The organism is Paenibacillus sp. EB106-06-01-XG199 (assembly GCF_058791575.1).
Map to the genome: position 1 here is coordinate 25,104 of NZ_JBYTDQ010000010.1, position 21,316 is coordinate 46,419.

At 50.8% G+C, this 21,316-nt stretch carries 21 protein-coding genes; 18 read left to right on the forward strand and 3 right to left on the reverse strand.

All coding sequences use genetic code 11. The annotated features are described in order from the left end of the window. The first annotated feature begins 501 nt into the window (after positions 1-501). Entirely contained in the window at positions 502-1,764 is a 1,263-nt protein-coding gene (gene ilvA, locus AC3WT9_RS27995) for a threonine ammonia-lyase IlvA (protein WP_341089689.1), read from the forward strand. A gap of 79 nt (positions 1,765-1,843) precedes the next feature. Here ilvA and AC3WT9_RS28000 read toward each other — a convergent pair whose 3' ends face one another. Next, positions 1,844-2,788: a hypothetical protein gene (locus AC3WT9_RS28000; protein WP_341089691.1), complete on the reverse strand. Its 945-nt coding sequence runs from the start codon at positions 2,786-2,788 to the stop codon at positions 1,844-1,846. A 39-nt stretch (positions 2,789-2,827) separates the two neighbouring features. Next, positions 2,828-3,490 carry a DUF1129 family protein gene (locus AC3WT9_RS28005; RefSeq protein ID WP_341089692.1) on the reverse strand — a complete coding sequence of 221 codons (663 nt, stop codon included), beginning with the start codon at positions 3,488-3,490 and terminating at the stop codon, positions 2,828-2,830. A 191-nt stretch (positions 3,491-3,681) separates the two neighbouring features. Here AC3WT9_RS28005 and AC3WT9_RS28010 point away from each other — a divergent pair, with 191 nt between their 5' ends. The 13 genes from AC3WT9_RS28010 to corA all read left to right on the forward strand — a co-directional run bounded on the left by AC3WT9_RS28010 (position 3,682) and on the right by corA (position 16,425). After that, on the forward strand, positions 3,682-3,882 hold the full coding sequence (locus AC3WT9_RS28010) for a hypothetical protein (RefSeq protein WP_341089694.1): 201 nt from the start codon (positions 3,682-3,684) through the stop codon (positions 3,880-3,882). 189 nt (positions 3,883-4,071) lie between these two features. Continuing rightward, positions 4,072-4,902 (forward strand): alpha/beta hydrolase family protein, encoded by an 831-nt coding sequence (locus AC3WT9_RS28015; RefSeq protein WP_341089696.1) that lies wholly within the window; start codon positions 4,072-4,074, stop codon positions 4,900-4,902. Positions 4,903-4,987: 85 nt separating this feature from the next. Continuing rightward, the gene (locus AC3WT9_RS28020) at positions 4,988-5,764 is read left to right on the forward strand and encodes a DODA-type extradiol aromatic ring-opening family dioxygenase (RefSeq protein WP_341377239.1); all 777 of its coding nucleotides are present in this window, start codon (positions 4,988-4,990) and stop codon (positions 5,762-5,764) included. A 193-nt stretch (positions 5,765-5,957) separates the two neighbouring features. Further along, entirely contained in the window at positions 5,958-7,058 is a 1,101-nt protein-coding gene (locus tag AC3WT9_RS28025; RefSeq protein WP_341089698.1) for a DUF3048 domain-containing protein, read from the forward strand. 205 nt (positions 7,059-7,263) lie between these two features. Continuing rightward, entirely contained in the window at positions 7,264-7,881 is a 618-nt protein-coding gene (locus AC3WT9_RS28030; protein ID WP_038585709.1) for a DUF47 domain-containing protein, read from the forward strand. A 13-nt stretch (positions 7,882-7,894) separates the two neighbouring features. Then, complete coding sequence (locus tag AC3WT9_RS28035; RefSeq protein WP_038585711.1) at positions 7,895-8,884, forward strand: inorganic phosphate transporter; 990 nt, start codon at positions 7,895-7,897, stop codon at positions 8,882-8,884. Between the two features lie 362 nt (positions 8,885-9,246). Then, positions 9,247-9,975, forward strand: coding sequence for an amino acid ABC transporter ATP-binding protein (locus AC3WT9_RS28040; RefSeq protein ID WP_038585714.1), 729 nt, complete (start codon positions 9,247-9,249; stop codon positions 9,973-9,975). A gap of 32 nt (positions 9,976-10,007) precedes the next feature. Then, positions 10,008-10,877 carry a glutamate ABC transporter substrate-binding protein gene (locus tag AC3WT9_RS28045; protein ID WP_341089699.1) on the forward strand — a complete coding sequence of 290 codons (870 nt, stop codon included), beginning with the start codon at positions 10,008-10,010 and terminating at the stop codon, positions 10,875-10,877. A 166-nt stretch (positions 10,878-11,043) separates the two neighbouring features. After that, positions 11,044-11,694: an amino acid ABC transporter permease gene (locus AC3WT9_RS28050; RefSeq protein ID WP_038585717.1), complete on the forward strand. Its 651-nt coding sequence runs from the start codon at positions 11,044-11,046 to the stop codon at positions 11,692-11,694. Between the two features lie 641 nt (positions 11,695-12,335). Further along, positions 12,336-12,986: an amino acid ABC transporter permease gene (locus AC3WT9_RS28055; protein ID WP_341089702.1), complete on the forward strand. Its 651-nt coding sequence runs from the start codon at positions 12,336-12,338 to the stop codon at positions 12,984-12,986. Positions 12,987-13,073: 87 nt separating this feature from the next. Beyond that, entirely contained in the window at positions 13,074-14,369 is a 1,296-nt protein-coding gene (locus tag AC3WT9_RS28060; RefSeq protein WP_341377241.1) for an ATP-binding protein, read from the forward strand. 3 nt (positions 14,370-14,372) lie between these two features. Then, positions 14,373-15,275, forward strand: a complete 903-nt coding sequence (locus tag AC3WT9_RS28065) for a response regulator (protein ID WP_341089704.1) — start codon at positions 14,373-14,375, stop codon at positions 15,273-15,275. Between the two features lie 190 nt (positions 15,276-15,465). Continuing rightward, complete coding sequence (gene corA / locus AC3WT9_RS28070; protein ID WP_341089705.1) at positions 15,466-16,425, forward strand: magnesium/cobalt transporter CorA; 960 nt, start codon at positions 15,466-15,468, stop codon at positions 16,423-16,425. Between the two features lie 22 nt (positions 16,426-16,447). Here the strand turns inward: corA and AC3WT9_RS28075 are convergent, their stop codons facing one another. After that, entirely contained in the window at positions 16,448-16,996 is a 549-nt protein-coding gene (locus tag AC3WT9_RS28075) for a tyrosine protein kinase (RefSeq protein ID WP_341377242.1), read from the reverse strand. Positions 16,997-17,422: 426 nt separating this feature from the next. On the opposite strand from AC3WT9_RS28075, the gene AC3WT9_RS28080 reads away from it, so the two are divergent. From AC3WT9_RS28080 to rlmD, 4 genes are all read left to right on the forward strand, one after another. Then, positions 17,423-17,713, forward strand: a complete 291-nt coding sequence (locus AC3WT9_RS28080) for a YerC/YecD family TrpR-related protein (RefSeq protein WP_019913624.1) — start codon at positions 17,423-17,425, stop codon at positions 17,711-17,713. Next, entirely contained in the window at positions 17,714-18,490 is a 777-nt protein-coding gene (locus tag AC3WT9_RS28085) for a sirohydrochlorin chelatase (protein WP_341377243.1), read from the forward strand. It begins immediately after the preceding gene. Positions 18,491-18,712: 222 nt separating this feature from the next. Further along, positions 18,713-19,606: a diacylglycerol kinase gene (locus AC3WT9_RS28090; RefSeq protein WP_038585736.1), complete on the forward strand. Its 894-nt coding sequence runs from the start codon at positions 18,713-18,715 to the stop codon at positions 19,604-19,606. 93 nt (positions 19,607-19,699) lie between these two features. Next, positions 19,700-21,301 (forward strand): 23S rRNA (uracil(1939)-C(5))-methyltransferase RlmD, encoded by a 1,602-nt coding sequence (gene rlmD / locus AC3WT9_RS28095; protein ID WP_341089708.1) that lies wholly within the window; start codon positions 19,700-19,702, stop codon positions 21,299-21,301. The last annotated feature ends 15 nt before the right edge of the window (positions 21,302-21,316 follow it).

Sequence of the window (21,316 nt, forward strand, 5' to 3'; positions counted from 1 at the left end):
CTTACTGATATAAATCCTGACATGAAAACCAATTATATCCATGATATCAGCATAAATAGGGTCGAATTACGCATTTTTACATAAAAATGTGGTTTTTATTATGCTGTTTTGTGAAAATACGGTGACATGTACACAGTTTTTTCACAACTGTAGTAAAACGTTAAAGGGACAAAGGGATTTTTAGAAATAGGTCGAAAACAAGGGAACATTCATAGAGAGAGTATTGTCGGCCCTATTTTATGGAAGGCGGGGAGTCCTGTGGAACTAAGAAAAAATAAGGAAGAGAAGATCAAGAACGGGCAGCCGCCTGAGCTTAAGGTTCTACACTTAAGACGACAAACGGCTATAGTGAAATCCGTACACTTAACCCGATTAAGGACAACAACAAGAACCTAGGTATTCATGTGTTGCCCACAGAGGACAATGCTTGATAAAATGTCCTTGGAAGAGTATGTTACAAGAAGCAAATAGATTAGATAGAGACAGTGAGGCGAGGAATTGATGAGAGAAGGCGAAAACCGGATCGTAGGAATGGAAGATATTGTGCGGGCACACCATGTGCTGCGGGAGGTTATCGTCCGTACACCGCTGCAGTTGGATGCGGTGTTGTCGGCCAAATACGGCTGCAATGTGTATTTGAAACGTGAGGACTTGCAGATTGTCCGTTCTTTCAAGATTCGCGGCGCGTACAATATGATTCGCAGCTTGTCTGCGGAGGATAGAAGCAAGGGAATCGTCTGTGCCAGCGCGGGAAACCATGCGCAGGGCGTGGCGTATTCCTGCAAAGCACTAGGCATTAAGGGCAAGATCTATATGCCAACCACCACCCCCAACCAGAAGATCAAACAGGTCCGGAAGTTCGGCGGTGAATATGTTGAGGTTATCCTAAAGGGGGATACCTTCGATGATGCGTATGACGAAGCCTTGCAGGCTTGTATTGATCACGGGATGACACTGATCCATCCCTTCGATGAACCACGTATTATCGCCGGCAACGGGACGGTTGCCATGGAGATTATGGAAAGTCTGGACAAGCCGGCGGACTTCATGTTCGTTACCATTGGCGGGGGCGGTCTGGCTGCGGGTGTAGCCACCTACGTGAAGACTGTAAGCCCGAATACCAAGGTGATTGGTGTAGAGCCGACTGGTGCGGCTTCCATGAGTGAAGCCATGAACAACGGGGCTGTAGTGACCCTTGAAGAAATCAATAAGTTTGTGGACGGCGCAGCCGTGAAGCGTGTCGGCGGACTTACCTATGATATCTGCTCCCGGCATCTGGATGACGTTATTAAGGTGCCGGAGGGCAAGGCATGCACGACGATTCTGGAGCTGTACAACGAAAATGCTATTGTCGTTGAACCGGCAGGCTCACTGCCCATGGCTGCACTTGATCAGTACCGTGATCAAATCCGCGGCAAGACGGTGGTCTGCATCGTGAGCGGCGGCAATAATGACATTGACCGGATGCAGGAAATTAAAGAACGGTCATTGATTTATGAAGGTCTGAAGCATTACTTTATGGTCAACTTTCCGCAGCGGGCCGGTGCATTGCGTGAGTTCCTGGCCGAGGTGCTTGGGCCTAACGATGATATTACACGGTTCGAGTATACGAAGAAGAATGACAAAGAGAACGGCCCGGCGCTGGTCGGCATCGAGCTTCTGAACACAGATGACTACGCTCCGCTGATCGAACGGATGCAGCAGAAGGGTCTTGATTATACCGAGATCAACAAGGATCCCAATCTGTTTAATATGCTGATTTAAGCAGGGAAACACGGTATACCGGTTATCTATAGAAAATGCCCGCCCCCGAAACAGCAGGGGGCGGGCATTTTTGCATAGCTCAGGAGAGGGGGACTTCTGTCTTCAGATACTGCTGGACACCTTCATCAAGCTTATAGCCATTCTCCTTCAACAGCTTCATAAGGCCATCCAGCTTCTGGAGAAATTGACTGCTGCCGTTGTGTTTGGCCAGTATGCTGCTATAGGCTTTCTGGGCTTCCAGATCCATCTCCAGATTGTCATAGTGGAAGAGCGGCGTATTGTTCTGGCCATAGAAAGTATCGCCAACATACATGGAATACAGCGTCTTAACTGCCGCGATCCGGTTCGATTTGGGGTAGGACAGGGTGAACTCTTCCTGGGACAGCGCCCGGGCAACAACATCGGTCCAGGAAATCACAAGGCCGTTGTCCTTGGATGAAGGCAGCTCCGATTCGATGGCCATAATCGTAATATAATCGCGGATGTCATCCGTAACATACATTTTATATCTGCGGTAGGTTGAATAATCGATGATTGGAAAAAAAGTCCCTTCCGCATTCTCCAGCTTGTAGCCGCTCTCTCCGGCGCTCTTCAGCAGGCTGCGCAAGGCAGCATCCTCCGTACTCTCGGCAAGCTTGGCCATGCTGCTGCCCTCTTTGTAGATGGAGGCGAGTTTACGCTGGATTTCGTTGCTGCTGAATTTGCTCTCCCAGGATTGCAGCAGCGATTTTTGCAGATTCTCCAGCCTCAGGGTCATTAATGCCGCCTGGTAGGGGGTGACCGAGTAAATATTGCTGTTCAGGTAGCTTATCCCCTGATGAAGCGTGCTGGAAGATTTCAGCAGCGACAAGGTCGTTTTATAGACCGCCTCGGCATGTTGCTTCTTGGCGGCTTCAGTTACCACCGATTTGGAGGCTCCGGCAGATGCGGCGGCAGAGCCTTCCGCCTGCACGGGTGCAGCGAAGCCCGGCTGGATTCCCAGTGCTGCAGCAATAACCGCGGTTAGTATGATGTGCTTCTTCATGGAAGTTCCTCCTGTTTGGTCGGAAGTAGAATAAGAAATCTATGATCTGAAGAATATAAGTTTTAGTCCAAGCCCTCCGCCCATACACAGAATCAGGCTCACCCAGGGGGAGATGGAGATGACCGGAAACAATTTTTCGAGGAATGTCCCGGCAAATACGGCGATGATGACGATAACGACATAGACGCCCAGCCCTTTAAGATCAAAGGGTTTAGGTTTGGGTGCATCGCTTTCGGACAGGGAAGACAGCCATTTCATAAGCAGTTCAATGATAACCACGGACCCTGCGCCTACGAGGAGAATCGTAAACAGGCTGATCTGGCTGAATATGCCTGCTGACCCGGTGATCCATAACAGGATGAGCCCGGCAATCGCGAGTACAGCGAACAGACTCGTCAGAGATGCCCAGGATATCATCAAATAATAGTTCCACTGGCTGCGCACAGGGCGTTCAGGAATGCTGTCTATGATCTCCCGGAAATAATCTCCCGGATGCTCTCCGAATATTTGCTTGGCATCTTTGCCTTTACTCTGTTCCCGCAGCATAAGGTTTGCTGCTTCCAGCAGCAGTTCCTCCGCGCGGACAGCTTCTACCCGGCTGCTCCGCAGCTCCAGAATCATATCCTCCATATAAGAGCGGTTAGAGGGTGTCATCTGCTCGCGCAGAACGTTATTTTGTTTAATCATAGCTTTGACTTTCATAGTATGGATGTAAACCTCCAGTAGTCTTGATCGGGATCGCCTATAACCTAGAGTATACGGTTGGGCGGCTGTTGTGTGCAAGGACATCCATTTTGCCTGTCCCGTGAATAATCCTTTTGGAAGAGTGAACACTGATAATGAAGTTTGAAGTTGCTTCACCAAATACAGCTTATAGGAAGGCGGGCAGCGTTATGGCGCATGAGAAAAAAGAAGAATCAGGCAAATTCATGGGTGACGGCTTCGCGCCTGCGCAGGCTAATGAAGTGGGCGATTGGGGCAATTCCGACGGCTTCAGCCTGTGGGACGCAGCGGGGCAGGACCAGGATAACGGCCTGGAGGATTGGGAAGGCAGAAGGGAAACCCATGATATGTTTTACGACAGCTACGATTGAGTGAGTTTTGCGGGCAGGGCCTCTTTTGTTCCTTTGGGAGCGGAAGGGGCCTTTTCGATCATTAATGATTTCCGCTGGCTTCTTGTTGACAATAATAACGTAAACCGTATAATAAAGATACAAATCACACTAAGTTAATCGGAATTATTATACTTTGGAATAGCTTTACTTTTAGAGGAGGATAAGGCCATGGAACGGAACATTATTATCCGGCATAACCAGGAGGAGCTCACAGCAAGCATACATTATCCATCGCGTGAAAAGGGGAGCAGCGGCCGCTGCAAGGACCGTGTGCCTCTGGCGGTTATTTGCCATGGTTTTGTAGGCAGCCGGATCGGCGTTGACCGGATCTTTGTCAAGGCTGCCCGTGAATTGGCGCAGGACGGATATATGGTGATCCGCTTTGATTATGCGGGATGCGGAGAGAGCACCGGGAATTACGGCAGCGAGGATATGGAATCCATGATTGCCCAGACCCGGGCTGTGCTTGATTACGGGATCGGTTCTGCAGATGTGGATCCGCAGCGCGTTACGCTTATCGGACACAGTCTAGGCGGTGCCGTAGCTCTCTTGACCGGAGTCCGCGACCGGAGGGTGAAGAATCTGGTCCTGTGGTCTGCCGTCGGCTATCCGTTCAATGATATCGTAAAGATTGTAGGAAGGGAAGCTTATGACCGGTCGGTGAAGGGCGGGTCGTCCGATTACGCCGGATATACGTTTACTCCGGTATATTTCAACTCGCTGGCTGCTTTCCAGCCTTTTCAGGAGGCCGGCAAGTTCAGTGGAGATGTGCTCGTTATTCATGGAACCTCCGACGATGTCATTCCGGTTGATTACGCCTTCCTTTATCAGAAGCTGTTTTGGACCCGGCCGGAGGGACGCTGCGACAAGGAGATCATTTTTCAGGGAGACCATACCTTTTCCTCAGGCCCGGCGCAGGAGCAGGTGCTGAAACGGACCCGGGAGTGGATGAACCAGCAGGAGCATCTGCAGCAGGAATGGCAGAACTGGATGATATAGGTGATATGTAGCATTAGCAATAACTGTGATTTAGCGGTAAAATAAAGGGGCACACCATATACTGGGTTATGGAGGTTGGCACCCTATGAAATTACCGGCATTTTTTATTGCGCACGGTTCTCCGCTCCTCGCTCTGGAGGATAATGAGTACACCCGTTTCCTGGAGCGGCTTGGTCAGGATCTGGGGAAGCTCCGCGGTATTGTAGTTTTCTCCGCGCATTGGGATAGCCCTGAGCAGCTAATTACCGTGGACGCACAGCATGAGACGCAGCACGATTTCTATGGATTTCCGGAAGAAATGTATTCGCTGACCTATCCTGCCCCGGGTGATCCCGTACTCAGCAACCGTATTTCCGAGCTCTTCAAGGAGAATAATCTCGCCCATCAGCCTGTTCTGGGGCGCGGCCTTGATCATGGCGTATGGGTGATCCTGAAGAAGATGTTCCCGCAGGCCGATATTCCGGTAGTGGCTTTATCTGTCGATTCTTTGCGCTCTCCCGAGGAGCAGTATACTATCGGGCGCATGCTGGCTCCGCTGCGTGATGAGGGAATACTGCTGATCGGAAGCGGAGGATTAGTCCACAATCTGCGGCTGCTCAAGCAGGATGACACACCCGAGCAATGGGCGCTCGATTTCGATGAGTGGGTTGCCAAGGGACTTGCGGCATGGGATCTGCCGTCTTTGTTCGCGTACGAGAAGCAGGCACCGCATGTGCGCGAAGCGGTTCCGTCTTATGGAAGGGAACATTTTGTTCCGCTCTTCTATATTATGGGCACCGCAGATGAAGGCAAGCGGGCACAACTGATGATTCAGGCGTATCAATACGGAACGCTCAGTCTGAACTGCTGGATGGTAGACTAGGGCAAATTCATACAATAAACATAGGATACAGCTGGTAACGGGCTGTATCCTTTTTATTTTGCAGGTGAAGAAGGCAGTGTGCAAGACAAATCTGCTAGCCTATGATTAAATGGAGGAAACGCGAAGCGGGTTTTGTACGAAGTGATTTCAAAGAAGTAAAGCTCACAAAACTTTTAGGAGGAACAACAAGTTTATGACCATGAACCGCTATTCTTCCCGTCTCATATCCGGTCTTATGCTTACTGCACTACTGCTCTCCGCCTGCGGAACACCAAGCGCGGAGAATCTGCCTGCCCCGTCCCCGTCGCCTACACTGTCTCCGGTGCCAACAGCTTCCATAGAGCCGTCGCCGACAACCGACCCGGCTAACACCGGGCAGTTGTCCGGATTGACCGGGCTTCCGGTGCAAGGGGAGCTGCTGAGGCCCTTGGCTGTAATGATCAATAATGCACCCGCTGCCCGGCCGCAGTCCGGTATCAGCGAAGCGGACATGCTGTACGAAGTGTTGGCCGAAGGCGGAATTACCCGGCTGATCGGGATCTTCCAGAGTCATACCGGAGTCGTCAAAATCGGACCTATCCGCAGTATCCGCCCTTATCTGATCGATATCGGTGAGAGTTATGGGGCGGTCACGGTACATGCCGGCGGCAGTCCTGCTGCTTATGCGATTCTTCAAGGTCAGAAGAAGGAGGATATGGATGAGATCGGCCGGGCCGGTGCCTATTTCTGGCGGGACAAGGAGCGCAAAGCTCCGCATAACCTCTACAGCAATGCAGCCAAGCTGCGGGAGGGTGCCGGAAAGCTGGGGTATGCCGAGAAAGCGCAGGTTCCCGGGTATCCCTTCACTGATCCGGATTTCTTGCCGACTGAAGGTGAGGCTGCTGTGGAGTTGAATGTTAACTTTCTGCTGACGAGTTATAACGTAGGTTATAAATATAATCCCGAGACGCGGACCTACCTGCGCTGGGTGAACGGGAAGCCGCATTTGGATCTGAATAATGCCAGTCCTGTGGAAGCGGCGAATGTCATGGTGATAGGATCGGACCATAAGGTGCTGGATGATGTCGGCAGACTGCAGATTGATGTGGAGCTGGGCGGCGAAGCGCTGCTGTTTCAGCGCGGGCAGGTGATCAAAGGCAAATGGTCACGCAAGCCGGACGATGTGATCCGGTTTGTGAAGAGTGACGGGACAGAAGCGCTGATGTATCCAGGCGTCACACATATTCTGATCGTCCCTAATGCGCCAGCCTTCAGCAGCCATGTGAACTATACAGCGGTTCCAAGTACAACGTGATTCCAAACCTGAAAAATGGCTGTTCAGAGAATTATTTCTGTTATTACTGGGAATTGTTAATATAGTGTAAAAAAGTTCGTTCTTTTTACTTCTATCCCTTCTATTGATATGATAAGATAACAAGGGTTGTCATTCATTTTCATGCTGTTTACATATGAGTGGCTTCAAGTTTTCACGGCAATTTTATGTAAAGGGGTTTAAACTAATGAAGTTTAAAAAGAAGGACATTTTCTTTGAGACGCTGGAAAATATGGCTGACACCATTGTCCAGGCTGCAGACTACTTCGCTCAGAATATTACAACTCTCCAGGAGAATGTCGAAAACTTCGCTGCGGTGATGAAGAAGTACGAATCCCAATGCGATACTTACACGCACACCGTCATTAAAGAGTTGAACAAGACGTTCATCACGCCGCTGGAACGCGACGACATTATGGACTTAATTACCAGTATGGACGATGTCATTGACGGCCTGGAAGCTTCGGCCTCGCGTTTCTATATGTATAACCTGCTGGACCCTGATGAATATATCGTTCAATTCGCGGAAATTCTGCGCCAATCTGCCTATGAAATCCAAAAAGCCGTTCATTTGCTGTCCCAGAAGAAACTCCTGGCGATTCGTGAGTATACCATTCGCCTGAATGATCTGGAGAATCAAGGGGATGAAGTGCTTCGCATTTGCACCAAAGCCTTATTCGAGACCGTAAAAGACCCGATTGAGCTGATCAAGCGCAAAGAACTGTATGAGCGGTTGGAGACGACCACGGATAAATGTGAAGACGTAGCCAACATGCTGGAATCGATCATCATGCGTAACTCATAAGGGGCTCTGAAATATGGAAACATCATTATTTATGCTAGGTTTTGTTATATTTCTCGCGCTTGCGTTCGATTTCATCAATGGCTTCCATGATACAGCCAACGCAATCGCCACCTCCGTCTCCACACGTGCGCTAAAGCCGCGTACCGCTATCATTATGGCGGCGTCGATGAACTTTGTAGGGGCTCTGATGTTTACAGGAGTAGCCAAGAAGATCGGCGGCAGCATTACCGACCCTACCTTGCTAGATAACGGGATTGATATTGTTATAGCTACCCTGATAGCCGCGATTATCTGGAATCTGGTTACCTGGTGGCTGGGGATTCCTTCTTCTTCTTCACATGCACTTATCGGGGCATTGGCAGGTGCTGTATATGTAGGGGCCGGTACGGACCACATCAAATGGAGCGGTTTTGTTGAGATTGTGGAAGGTTTGATTTTCTCCCCGCTCATTGCCTTTGTCATTGGTTATATTGTTATGACGATACTGAAATGGATCTTCGCCAAACGCAGTCCGCACACGGTGAATAAAGGCTTCCGCTCGATGCAGATCATTACAGCGGCGCTGCAATCCTTCACGCACGGCACGAATGATGCCCAGAAGGCGATGGGGATTATCACCTTTGCGCTCGTGACCTCAGGACGTTTGGAGACTATGGAAGTTCCGCTGTGGGTTAAGATTGCTGCAGCCACATCAATGGCACTCGGAACGTCGATTGGCGGCTGGAAGATCATTAAAACGATGGGAACCAAAATTTTCAAAATCGAGCCGATTAACGGCTTTGCAGCGGATATATCCGCAGCTTCTGTTATTTTCTCGGCCACGCTGATGCATTTGCCGGTAAGTTCAACGCATGCCATTACATCCTCTATTCTTGGTGTAGGCTCTGCCAAACGCTTCTCCGCTGTGAAGTGGGGAGTTGCCGGACGGATTATCGTCACCTGGTTTATTACAATTCCGATCAGTGCAGTGCTGGCGGGAGTGATCTTCACAATTTTCTTCTAGAGCACGGGTATGAAGATGTCACGGAAGCCACGGATGGCTGCGGACATCTTTTTTTGTTGTCTTGTTAGATGAATGGAATAGGATCAGAGCGGAGACACCGAAAGGTGTCTTTTTATATTTCAAGAGAGGAATGTCACAAAAAGTAACGCGATCCCGATAAAATACATTAATCAGAGGTAAAAGAAAAGGAAATATATCACGTTTAAAAAAGAAAATGACATGAAAAATTTGTGATTCGCGTAGTATTATGTAGGATTTCGTAGTCTTTGAAGTAAGGTGTGTTTTAAGTGTTACCATAGCTGACAGAGAACGGTTCGAAGATTGTTCAAGAACTTAAAAAACGTGGCAAAGGAGGCCTGTCGTTGATCGACTTTCATCAAGTAGACAAACATTACGGACATTTTCATGTACTGAAAGCAATCGACCTGCATGTTCAGGAAGGGGAAGTGGTTGTCGTGGTCGGTCCTTCCGGCTCCGGTAAAAGCACAATGCTGCGCTGCATTAACCGGCTGGAGACGATTACGAGCGGCGGATTGACCGTGGACGGGATAACTGTAAATGAACGCAAGACGGATATCAATAAGCTGCGCAAAGAAATTGGAATGGTGTTTCAGCATTTCAACCTGTATCCGCATAAAAAGGTGATCGACAATATTACACTGGCACCGATCAAGGTGCTGGGGCTTTCCAAGGCGGAAGCGGAGAAGACAGCGATGTATTACCTGGAAAAGGTAGGGATTGCCGATAAAGCTCTGGCTTATCCGTCCCAGTTGTCAGGCGGCCAGCAGCAACGCGTGGCGATTGCCCGGGGACTGGCGATGAAGCCGAAAATAATGCTTTTTGACGAACCAACATCCGCGCTGGATCCGGAAATGGTTGGTGAGGTGCTGGACGTGATGCGGACGCTGGCCCGTGAAGGCATGACGATGGTTGTGGTCACCCATGAGATGGGGTTTGCCCGCGAGGTTGCGGACCGGGTTATTTTCATGGATCAGGGACAAATCGTAGAGGAAGCGGAGCCGGAGCAGTTCTTCGCCAGCCCGCAGGAAGAGCGGACACGCACATTTCTCAGCCGTGTATTAAGTCATTAACCAAATAGACAGCCATAAGGGGAGGAAGAGAAATGAAAATGTCCAAAAGCTTCAAACGGTTAAGTGTGCTGATGATCGCTGCCTTATTCGTAATTGCCGGCTGTGGCAACAACAATGCGGGCAGTAATAATGCGAGCAGTAATAATGCGGCCGGCGGCAGCAATGCTGCAGGGGGAGCTACGGATTCCAAAGCCATTGCCAAGATTAAGGAACGCGGCAAGCTGCTGGTAGGTGTGAAATACGATACGAGACTCTTCGGACTGAAAGATCCGGGATCGGGCAACGTGGAGGGCTTCGACATCGACATTTCCAAAGCCATAGCCAAGCATATCCTCGGTGACGAGAACGCAATTGAACTGAAGGAAGTAACCTCCAAGACACGGATTCCAATGCTGAACAATGGTGAGATCGATATGGTTGTCGCTACCATGACCATCACCGAAGAGCGCAAGAAGGAGGTTGACTTCTCCGACGTTTATTTCCAAGCCGGACAATCGCTGCTAGTAAAGAAGGGCAGTGCGATCACTGGTCTTGAGGATGTAACGAAGGATACCAAGATACTCGGCTCCAAGGGTGCAACCTCGATCAAAAACATTAAAGAGAAGGTTCCGGGTGTAACTGTACTGGAATTTGATAACTACCAGGATGCGTTCAGTGCCCTAAAGGCCGGTCAAGGGGACGCGCTAACAACAGATGATGCTATCCTGTATGGCATGGCTTCGCAGGACCCGGGCTTCGAGGTTGTAGGCGAACCGTTCACCGACGAACCTTACGGCATTGCTGTACAGAAGGGCAACACCGATGTAGTTCAAGCCATTAATGATACCTTGGACGGACTGAAAGCAAGCGGTGACTATGCTGCCATCTATACGAAGTGGATCGGTAAAGCTCCGACAAGATAAGACTGGCCAGGGCATTATTAACATCATGCTCTACATTCACCCTTGGTCCTTGCATGAACGGTAGCCGTCCTTTAAAGGGCGGCTCTGCCGTTTCTGCTTGTAAGATCAAATGGATGACGAACGGGGCAAGTGAGCAGGTATCTTTAGGCAAGGGTAGGTGAGATCCATGGATTTTACGATATTAACCGATTATTTCGGCCAGTATATGGAGGGCTTCAAGGGCACTTTACTCTCCAGCGTACTCGCTCTCCTCGGCAGCTTTCTGGTGGGGACAGTAATCGCCGTCTTCCGCATTACATCGGTGAAGGGGCTGCGCTGGTTCGGAACGGGCTACGTCGAGTTTATCCGTAATATCCCGCTATTGCTCGTGGTGTATATTTTCTATTACGGTCCTTCTGCACTGGGATTCACACTTGATGGCTTCAAGGCAGGAACCATCGGCCTGGCCGTGTATACCTCAGCGTTTATCGCCGAGGCGATCCGCGCCGGAATCATGGCTGTTCCCAAAGGACAAATGGAGGCCGCACGTTCGTCCGGACTCAGCTACATACAGACTATGCTGCATGTCATTCTCCCGCAGGCGATTAAGCTGGTCATCCCGCCGCTTGGCAACCAGTTTATTAACCTGATTAAGAACTCCTCGGTGCTGACCATCGTCGCCGGTCTTGATTTGATGTATTTTGCGGATAGCATCTCAACTGAAACATACCGCACATTCGATACCTACATCTTCGTAGCGCTGTTCTATCTCGTATTGACTCTTCCGCTCAGCTATGGCGTGCGGGTATGGGAGCGCCGTCTGCAGCGCAATTACTAGAATAGGATGTTAGTTATTAACAGTCCGCGAAGCGGCTGTAAGGTTTGCGGTTTAGGGTTAAGGTTTTACAGTCCGTGAAGCGGCTGTAAGGTTTGCGGTTTAAAGTTTAAGGTTCGTAAGGATGAGAGAAGGCCGGGACAACAGGTCTTCGATCAATGGCTCGCGATCTTAGCTTTGCTTGGCGAAGCTTTGAATTCCAGTTGATCAGCAGGAATGAATGGAGAGAGGGTTTGGCGCTGAGGGGGCGGAAGCGATAGCGCCCGCCTGGAAGCCTAAGCTGCTATACCGGATAAATAATGATGAAGATAAGCAGGCCATAGAGAAGGTGAAAGTAACGGAGGGGAATTTTGGAACTGGAGGAGCGTTAGCGTCCGCCTTTATGTTTGGATTTCTACCGCAGCCAGCGGTTCAAATCAGGAAATCCAAACATAACAGCGGCCGGAGGTCCAAACATTCACCGCAGTTACCCGTCACCGGCTCGAACCAAGCCCGCATCTTTAGAATCCATGTATCCAGCATAGCCCCAGCCTCCAGCCAGCTACCGCATCACGTTCCCTGCTCCAAACCCTACGGACAATCATCCGTCCGTATATCAACATTTCAACACTTCCCATGCAAAGCACCTAAGGAGGGTTACTATTTTGGATTTTACCGGCGCATACTCCATTGATAATTTAAAGTTTCTGCTGGATGGGCTGTATATTACGCTCATCGTAGCTTTTGTATCGATCATCCTGAGCTTTGTCATTGGCTGTATTATGGGAGTGATCCGTTATTCGGAAATACCGGTATTGTCGCCGGTAATGTTCATACTGGTGGAGCTGATCCGTAATCTGCCGCTGCTGCTGATTATTTTCTTCATCCGCTTTGCGCTGCCGGAGGTGGGGATTAAGCTGGGATTGATCACGGCAGCTATTGCCGCATTAACGATATTTGAAGCTGCAATGATTGCAGAAATTGTGCGCGGCGGATTAACCTCGATTGACAAGGGGCAAATTGAAGCGGCGCGCTCCTCCGGTCTCAGCAACTTCCAGACCTTGTGGCATATAGTGCTGCCTCAAGGATTGCGGCGCATGGTTCCGCCTCTGGTAAGCCAATTCATCTCACTGCTAAAAGATACCTCGCTCGCAGTTGTGATCTCTTTGCCGGAGCTGATGCATAACGCCGGGATTGTCATCGGGCACGGTTACAGCTATGCAATTCCTACGTTGCTGCTCGTAGCACTGATTTATTTTGTAGTCAATTTCCTGCTGTCGATCCTCTCGCGAAGATTGGAGAATAAAGTGGTCTGACGGACAGGAATCGTGTACTTTAGCGTAGGAAAGCAGGGGCGGTTATGGTAGTATAAATGTCAACATCTTTGGCAGGAGCAGTGGGCGATGGGACATTTCATACTGAAATCCAAATATGCGCAGATTATCATAGTAGCCGCCGGGACGGCACTGGCCGGTGAATTCAAAATAAATCCGTTTGATGGCGACATCTTCCGGATTGCAATGGGCAGCAGTGCGTTTCTGCTGTTTTTGCTTTTAATGAGGCGGCTGCCTTACATTAGTACAGGTATTGCCACAGGCATTGTGGTGCTGCTGTTTCGTACCGGATTGGATGCTGCGGGAGGCGCTGAGCTGAGCTTTGTGCAGAGTGTAACCAGCCATTTCTCGGCAATGGTCTATTATATCGTCTTCGCAATATTGATGCATTTGCTTAAGAGCCGGCTGGATACCTTCCATCCGCTTGTGCTCGGCGGTGTTGCGTCGCTTATTGATCTGGTATCGAATGAAATGGAACTGCTGACCCGGCTGCTTGTGCTGGACTCGTCCTCTTTCCGGCTGAATGAATGGACTTATCTGATGGTTATTGCTGTCATTCGCACGTATTTTACGACCGGAGTGTACAGCAGCATTTCCGTCAGCCAGCTGCGAATCGCGCAAAGAGAACAGAAGCAGAGGATTGAGCAAATGCTCGGATTCGGTTCGGGCCTCTACGGTGAAGTGTTTTATCTGAAAAAGTCGATCGGAACACTGGAGAGTGTTACCTTGAGCAGTTATGACCTATATCGGAATCTTAAGGCCGGTGAGGAGCATCAGTTATACAGCCGCCAGGTGCTGGATATTACCCAGCAGATTCATGAGGTGAAGAAGGATACCCAGCGGATTCTGGCCGGTCTGGTGAAGCTGGTGGAGCGCGAGGTTACCGGGGACATGCGTCTATCCGGCATCCTGAGTTTTACCGTGAAGAGCAATGCCAAATACGCCGAAATGCTGGGTAAGAGTATCAGTTTCAGTACCCATATTTCCCAGGACTCCGATTATACCACCGCAAGCTACATTCCACTGCTTACCCTGCTGAACAATCTCACCGCCAATGCGGTTGAGGTTATAAAAGGAAGAGGTAGCGTATCCCTAGATATCTATGAGAAAGCCGGGTCTACGATCCTCACCGTAACTGACAGCGGCGGCGGAATTATGGAACGTGATCGTGAGCTGCTGTTCGAGCCCGGGTTCACAACGAAATTTGATGAAGAGGGCATTGCTGCTACGGGAATCGGACTTTCGCATGTGCGGGATATTGTTGATGCATTTGAGGGCGAGATTACGGTTCATAAGGCCTCCCATACCGGAGGGGCGATGTTTCAGATTATTTTGCCGACGGCAAAGCTGCGGAAGGAGGAATAAAGGATGCCGCTTTCTTTCTGTATAGTGGATGACGATGCGGCCGCCAGAAGAATGCTGCAGCATATCATTGAGGATAGCGGGCTTGGCGAAGTGGCGGGTACGGCGGAATGCGGGCAGGACGGGGTGCGGCTGATCTTAAGTGAATGTCCGGACATTGTGCTCATGGATCTGCTCATGCCGGATCAGGATGGGATCGAGACGATCATCTCGCTGCAAGCCCAAGGCTGCCGCTCCAAATTCGTGATGATCTCGCAGATTGAAAACAGTGACATGGTAGGCCGCGCTTACCGCAGCGGAATCGAGTTCTTCATCCGTAAACCGATCAATAAGATCGAAGTGGAGGCCGTGCTGTATAAGGTGAACGAGCGTTATGCGATTAGCCGCTATCTGGATGAGATCAAATCTAGCCTTGGCAAGCTGGAGGGACTGCAGCTCGGACTGCCGCCGGTGCAGGTCAGCAAACGTTCCGTACGGGAGATCATTCAGCCGATTTTGATGAATATGGGCATGGTGTCGGAAAGCGGAAGCCGCGATATTATCACGATGATGGAGCTGGCCGCAACGCACAGTAACCGCGGAAGCCTGCCACCGCTTAAGGAACTCTACGAAATGGCTGCAGCCAGCTATAAAACCGTTCCCGCCGAAGCAGCGAAAGAGGTTAAAGCAATTGAACAGCGATTGCGCCGCGCGTTGTCTGCCGGACTGACGAATCTGGCCTCCATTGGACTGACGGATTACGGGAACCCCAAGTTCGAATATTACGCGCCGCTTTATTTTGATTTTGAGGAGGTGCGGCTGAAGATGAGGGAGATCGAGCAGGGCCGGGATTCCGGCAAGGTTAAGGTGAACATCAAGAAATTTCTGCAAGTGCTGCATCTGGAACTGCTGGACGGCATGGGCCGCTAAGGTGCAACTATAGATGTAGGGATAATAGGACCTCCGGAACTGCTGTACAGCAGGCTGGCGGTTATTTTTTTCGCGGATATGTAAGTGAGGTAGGCTTCACACCAATATTTGGGGTGGAGATGCTTCATGCGGTACAATGGTAACATGAAGTTGCTGCAAGGCGTAAGTAGGAACAAACGGAGGATTCATTATGATACGTACATTAGTAATAACACATCAGGGTGAAGTGCTGACTGGGCTGGCACTGCAAAATATAGTGATCGCTGATTATGCCTGGATTTGGGCGGATTTTGCTATGCCTACGGCGGCGGAGTCCCTGCTGCTGGACACCTATTTTCATTTTCATCCCTTGGCCATTGAGGATTGTATGCATATCTTGCAGCGGCCGAAGCTGGATTATTACGAGGATGTGCAGTTTTTTGTACTGCATGCGCTCAATGAGCGCACGCTGGCGGCGGAAGAGGTCGACCTGTTTCTGAGCAAAAACTTTCTCGTATCCTATCACCATCAGGAGAAGTCGGAGATGGATGAGGCCTGGGCTTCGGTGCAATCGGAGATTCACAGCCGCAAGGGTTGGTCGGGCGGTCCAATTGCGGCAGCTTACACCGTAATGGACAAGCTGGTCGATAAGTATTTTCCTAGCCTGTACAGCCTTGAAGATGAACTGGCCGATCTGGAAAGCAGCGGCGGCAGCGAGTCAGTGGAAGAGCTTATGAGCCAGGTCTTCAATGTGCGCGGACGGCTGCTTAAGCTGCGCCGGACGATTGTGCCGATGCGGGACCTGATGTACCGGATCGTCAATTCGCAGCATGTGCAGAGCAATGGAGAGGAACGGATTTATTTTGGCGATATCTATGATCATCTGTTGAAGCTGACCGATATGATCGAGGTGGACCGGGAAATGACCGCTGATCTGCGCGACAGCTATATTTCGCTTAACTCCAACCGGATGAATTCCATCATGAAGACCCTCACGGTAATCACTACCGTATTCATGCCGCTGACCCTGATTGCCGGGATATACGGGATGAACTTCCAGGTAATGCCGGAGCTCAACTGGACCTACGGTTACCCCTTGGTGCTGCTGCTCATGCTGGTACTCGGAGTGGGGATGTTCAGATGGTTCCGGCGGAGCGGCTGGTTTAAGTAAAGGAAAGCGTAAACGCCACCGCCTAAGTGCGGCGGCGTTTACTGGAGGCGGGAGCCGTTTTTTTACGGTTCTTCTTGGGTGAGGAATGGCGTCGCTGCGTCACGGGGCGTCTTTTTTTACGCCGTTTGGGGCTATACAGAGCGGCATCCTCTTCCGCTGCGAGCGCACCTGCCCCGCTTTTTTTGCCTTTTCCGAAGCTTCCCATTACGAGCTTAACCATAGGGGCCATCTGCTGAAAACCCTGCATCACCTTCTGCACCTTGCCCATGGAGTTTACGATGCCGTCAATTCCGCCCAGCCGGTCGACGATACCTTTGATCTGCTCCATATTCGCGAGATTGCCGAGTCCGCCGAGATTGCCCAGCAATCCGCCTGCTTTGGGGGCGGCGGCTTCTGCGGCAGGCAGGGCAAGCGCTGTTTCGGCAGCTTCCGCTCCAAGGGCAGGAAGCAATCCGGTTTCCACAGGAACAGGCGGCGCATATGAAGTGATACCGGGATAGGGGGAAGACGTGTACGGCCCGGCCAGCGAACGCCCATCCCGGCGGGAATGATTATAGTAATGATGAGGCATAACATCACATTCCTTCGTTAGTGGTTTGCTATACTGTATGTCATGGGCGAACATAAGGTATAGACGAATGCCCGGGTTACCGGGATAGTAGCGGAAAAGGGCGAATGCCTACAAGGAGGGACGGGAAGTGAAGAAACCGTGTCTATGCTTGATTTTCGGTGCTTATGTAGTACTATAATTATGGCGGTAATCCTCTAAGGATTTTGAAGGAAGACTGTCGAATACATAAATTGTGTGCGTCTGGGGTGGACGTTTGTCCATGATTTTCGTTCTTTACAGCGTGAAACCGTTAATGCTTGAAAAAACTGCTCCAGTACAATATAGTAGAGGCAAGATGTCATATTAAATTATGTATTTAATGTCAGTTTTGTACGATGCTTATTCAATGATGCTAATGCTGACCAAACTTTTAGGGGATGATCTACGATGCAGCTTAAGAAGCTAAACGATAAAAGTATTGACCAATTATTTGAGGCTATTTTAACATTGAAAAATATGGAAGAATGTTATGTTTTCTTTGATGATCTTTGCACAGTAAACGAAATCCAATCGCTCTCACAGCGTCTGGAAGTTGCGCGGATGCTGGGCAAAGGCTCTACTTATAATCAGATTGAAGCAGAGACTGGCGCAAGTACGGCGACCATTTCACGTGTGAAACGCTGCCTGAATTACGGCAATGACGGGTATAAGCTTACACTGGAACGTCTGGGACGATAATTGATGAATCCGGGCGTACTCATTATTAGTCACGGCTCACGGGACAAGACATGGGTTTCTATTGTTGAAGAAGCCGTCGGCCATTTATCACTGGAGAAGGAGCTGCCTGTGGCGGTTTCTTTTTTGGAGCTGGTAGAGGGCTGTCTGATACAGGATGGTATAAATGAATTGGAACATGCAGGGGTCACAGATATTATTGTGATCCCCTTGTTTGTGTCTTCGGGAAGTACGCATATTGATGAAATAGAGTATGCGCTCGGCGCCAAAGCTGCCCCTGAACGTGAAACGGATCTTGAACGTTTTGCGGTTAATGCGCGTATCCATTTCGGCTACCCCGTCGATGATGATCCGGATATTGCGGTCATGATCTGGGACAAGGTCCGTGAGCTGTCCGCTAATCCGCAGCGGGAGACGATTCTGCTCGTGGGACACGGCAGCAAACATGACGGCTTCCGCCAGCGCTGGGAGCAGGGCATTTCCTCCCTGGCGGAACGTGTGCGCACAGTGAGCGGAGTGGCGGCGGCCGATTACGGCCTGCTGAACCCGGACAGTGTTAGAAGCCGGACGGAATATTGGCAGGAGCAGGGTTATGATGTACTGGTGGCTCCGCTCTTTTTAAGTGAAGGCTATTTCACCAAGGTAGTCATTCCGGAGAGACTTCAGGGATTAAAGTATGCTTATTCGGGACGGACACTGCTGCCTCATCCGCTGCTGCCGCACTGGATTGAAGAGCAGGTAAATACGATGCTGGTGAAGCTGCGGGCGCAAGCTGACTAAGGTCCGGTGAAGCTCCCAACTTTGAAAAGATCGCGTTTCCATTGTGTTTTTTTCGGTGGCTGCCGCATACATATATTTATACTTTTCTGCTGCTGCTGCTAATTTGATGTCATCGCAATAAGTAAAATATATACATTACTAGGCTCTGGCATTGCTTGTGGGGTGCAGAATTGGGTATAATCAGTAAGGTTATCTATTATAAAAACAGGTGGCGTTCCGGTAATGAAAACTGCGAGACTGATTTATAATCCCACTTCTGGACGGGAAGAAATGAAAAAGCGGCTCGCCGACATTTTGGACCGGCTGGATATTGGCGGCATCGAAACCTCATGTCATGCAACAACCGGTGAGGGCGATGCTACGGCAGCCACAATTGATGCGGTCGAACGCGGAACTTATGATCTGATCATAGCGGCCGGCGGTGACGGCACATTAAATGAGGTAATCAACGGTATGGCGGAGAGACCGAATCTTCCCCCGCTTGGTGTACTGCCGCTGGGTACAACCAATGATTTTGCCCGGGCTATGGGTATTCCGAAGAACTGGGAGGATTCCTGTGATCTGATTCTTCGCCAGGAGTCGCGCCTGATTGACCTAGGCAAAGCCAATGACCGATACTTCATTAATATAGCCGGCGGCGGCAGCCTGACCGAGCTGACATACGAGGTTCCAAGCAGACTTAAGACGATGATGGGCCAGCTTGCTTATTACCTGAAGGGTATTGAGAAAATGGCCAGTCTCTCTCCGCAGGAGCTTTACATCCGTGCCAATGGCCAGGAGCTGATTCATGACGAATTCATGCTGTTCCTGATCGCCAACACCAATTCGGTAGGCGGCTTTGAGAAGCTTGCCCCGGATGCAAGCATTGACGATGGACTGTTCGACGTCATTGCTGTTAAGAAATGCAACCTTGCAGAGTTCATCCGTCTCGTGACTTTGGCAATACGTGGCGAGCATTTGCAGGATAAGAAGGTCGTTTATTTCCGTACTGATGCCATGGAAGTCACTTCCCCGGGATATGTCCAGCTCAATCTGGATGGTGAACTCGGCGGCACTTTGCCAGGTAAATTCCAGATCCTGCCGCAGCATTTGCGGATTTTTGCGCAGAAGCCTTGAGACAGTTAGATGAAAGGAAGTGCAGGTGGCTGTAAGGCTAGCCTGCACTTTTATTGCAAAAGCGAAGATAATGAAAGAAGTGAACCTATAGATATGAGTAAACACCGCAGTGGACGCAGCGCAAGCCGTCGGGAAGGCACGGCGCCTGTCGCCGGACTGCCAGTGAATAAGAATGACGAGGTTATGCTCGATATTATCGGCATGACCCATGAAGGCGAAGGGGTAGGCCGCGTAGAAGGCTTTACCCTATTTGTGCAGGGCGCCCTTCCCGGTGAGAAGGTCCGGGCGAAGGTGCTTAAGACGAAGAAGCAGTATGGCTACGCCAAGCTTCTGGAGCTCGTGCAGGCCAGCAGCGACCGCATCGCGCCGCCCTGCGCCATTTATGACCAATGCGGCGGCTGTCAGCTGCAGCATATGGACTATACTGCACAGCTGGCGTGGAAACGCCAGCTGGTGGTGGACAACCTGCAGCGGATCGGGAAGCTGCAGGTGGCGGGTGCGCAGGGCAGAGGCGCAGGTGCTGGGAGCGCTGGTGCAAAGGAAGCCGTTGAACCGGCGGACCTGACTGCCGGGGCAGAAAGCGGGGCGACTGAGGGCCAGGGCGATGGCGTTGCGAGTGCAAGTGTAAACGCAAATGCAAATGCAAGTGCTGTGGGGGCCCAAGCTGACGGCATAATCGTCCGGCCTACCCTGGGCATGGACGAGCCTTGGCGTTACCGCAACAAGGCCCAGGTGCCGATCGGCGTCACCGAAGGCGGCCTTGTCGGCGGGTTCTATGCCCGCGGCAGCCACCGGATCGTAGACATGGAGACCTGTCTGATCCAGCATGAGCATAACGACGACGTCGTTGCCGCAGTGAAACGCATAGGCAGAGAGCTGGGCATCTCCGCCTACAACGAAGAGACCGGACGCGGCCTGCTGCGCCACGTCGTTGTGAAGAAAGCCTTCCGCACCGGGCAGATGATGCTGGTACTGGTCACGAACGGCCGTGACATCCCGCATCTGGACGCCTGGCTCGGCAGCATCCGCGAACAGCTGCCGGCTGTGGCAAGCATCTGCCAGAACATCAATACGCAGAAGACAAATGTCATTTTCGGAGATGAGACCCGTGTCTTATGGGGCACCGACGTCATCTACGATTACATCGGCGATGTGCAGTTCGCCATCTCCGCCCGTTCGTTCTATCAGGTGAATCCGGCGCAGACTGAGGTGCTGTACAGTAAAACCGTAGAATATGCCGGTCTGACAGGCAAGGAGACTGTAATTGATGCCTATTGCGGCATCGGGACAATCTCGTTGTTTCTGGCGCAGCACGCGTCTAAGGTGTACGGCGTAGAGATTGTGCCTGAAGCTATTGAGGACGCGCGTGCGAACGCACGGCTTAACAATATGAACAACGTAGTGTTCGAGGTAGGTGCCTCCGAGGACGTGATCCCGAACTGGAAAGAGCAAGGTGTCACGCCGGACGTCATCGTCGTTGATCCGCCGCGGAAGGGCTGCGACCCGCGCCTGTTGGATACGATTCTGGCGATGAAGCCGGAGCGGGTGGTGTATGTGTCTTGTAATCCATCGACACTGGCGAGGGATTTGCGGGTGCTGGAGGATGGCGGGTACAGAACAGTGGAGGTAACTCCGGTGGATATGTTCCCGCATACGGTGCATGTGGAATGCTGTGTGTTGTTGGTGAGGGAGTAGTGATTTGGAGCCACA

What these genes read in the sequence shown, in the direction of transcription:
- ilvA (WP_341089689.1), top strand. Translation starts at nt 502, where the DNA reads ATGAGAGAAGGCGAAAACCGGATCGTAGGAATGGAAGATATTGTGCGG.
- AC3WT9_RS28000 (WP_341089691.1), bottom strand. Translation starts at nt 2,788, where the DNA reads ATGAAGAAGCACATCATACTAACCGCGGTTATTGCTGCAGCACTGGGA.
- AC3WT9_RS28005 (WP_341089692.1), bottom strand. Translation starts at nt 3,490, where the DNA reads ATGAAAGTCAAAGCTATGATTAAACAAAATAACGTTCTGCGCGAGCAG.
- AC3WT9_RS28010 (WP_341089694.1), top strand. Translation starts at nt 3,682, where the DNA reads ATGGCGCATGAGAAAAAAGAAGAATCAGGCAAATTCATGGGTGACGGC.
- AC3WT9_RS28015 (WP_341089696.1), top strand. Translation starts at nt 4,072, where the DNA reads ATGGAACGGAACATTATTATCCGGCATAACCAGGAGGAGCTCACAGCA.
- AC3WT9_RS28020 (WP_341377239.1), top strand. Translation starts at nt 4,988, where the DNA reads ATGAAATTACCGGCATTTTTTATTGCGCACGGTTCTCCGCTCCTCGCT.
- AC3WT9_RS28025 (WP_341089698.1), top strand. Translation starts at nt 5,958, where the DNA reads ATGACCATGAACCGCTATTCTTCCCGTCTCATATCCGGTCTTATGCTT.
- AC3WT9_RS28030 (WP_038585709.1), top strand. Translation starts at nt 7,264, where the DNA reads ATGAAGTTTAAAAAGAAGGACATTTTCTTTGAGACGCTGGAAAATATG.
- AC3WT9_RS28035 (WP_038585711.1), top strand. Translation starts at nt 7,895, where the DNA reads ATGGAAACATCATTATTTATGCTAGGTTTTGTTATATTTCTCGCGCTT.
- AC3WT9_RS28045 (WP_341089699.1), top strand. Translation starts at nt 10,008, where the DNA reads ATGAAAATGTCCAAAAGCTTCAAACGGTTAAGTGTGCTGATGATCGCT.
- AC3WT9_RS28050 (WP_038585717.1), top strand. Translation starts at nt 11,044, where the DNA reads ATGGATTTTACGATATTAACCGATTATTTCGGCCAGTATATGGAGGGC.
- AC3WT9_RS28060 (WP_341377241.1), top strand. Translation starts at nt 13,074, where the DNA reads ATGGGACATTTCATACTGAAATCCAAATATGCGCAGATTATCATAGTA.
- AC3WT9_RS28065 (WP_341089704.1), top strand. Translation starts at nt 14,373, where the DNA reads ATGCCGCTTTCTTTCTGTATAGTGGATGACGATGCGGCCGCCAGAAGA.
- corA (WP_341089705.1), top strand. Translation starts at nt 15,466, where the DNA reads ATGATACGTACATTAGTAATAACACATCAGGGTGAAGTGCTGACTGGG.
- AC3WT9_RS28075 (WP_341377242.1), bottom strand. Translation starts at nt 16,996, where the DNA reads ATGCCTCATCATTACTATAATCATTCCCGCCGGGATGGGCGTTCGCTG.
- AC3WT9_RS28080 (WP_019913624.1), top strand. Translation starts at nt 17,423, where the DNA reads ATGCAGCTTAAGAAGCTAAACGATAAAAGTATTGACCAATTATTTGAG.
- AC3WT9_RS28090 (WP_038585736.1), top strand. Translation starts at nt 18,713, where the DNA reads ATGAAAACTGCGAGACTGATTTATAATCCCACTTCTGGACGGGAAGAA.
- rlmD (WP_341089708.1), top strand. Translation starts at nt 19,700, where the DNA reads ATGAGTAAACACCGCAGTGGACGCAGCGCAAGCCGTCGGGAAGGCACG.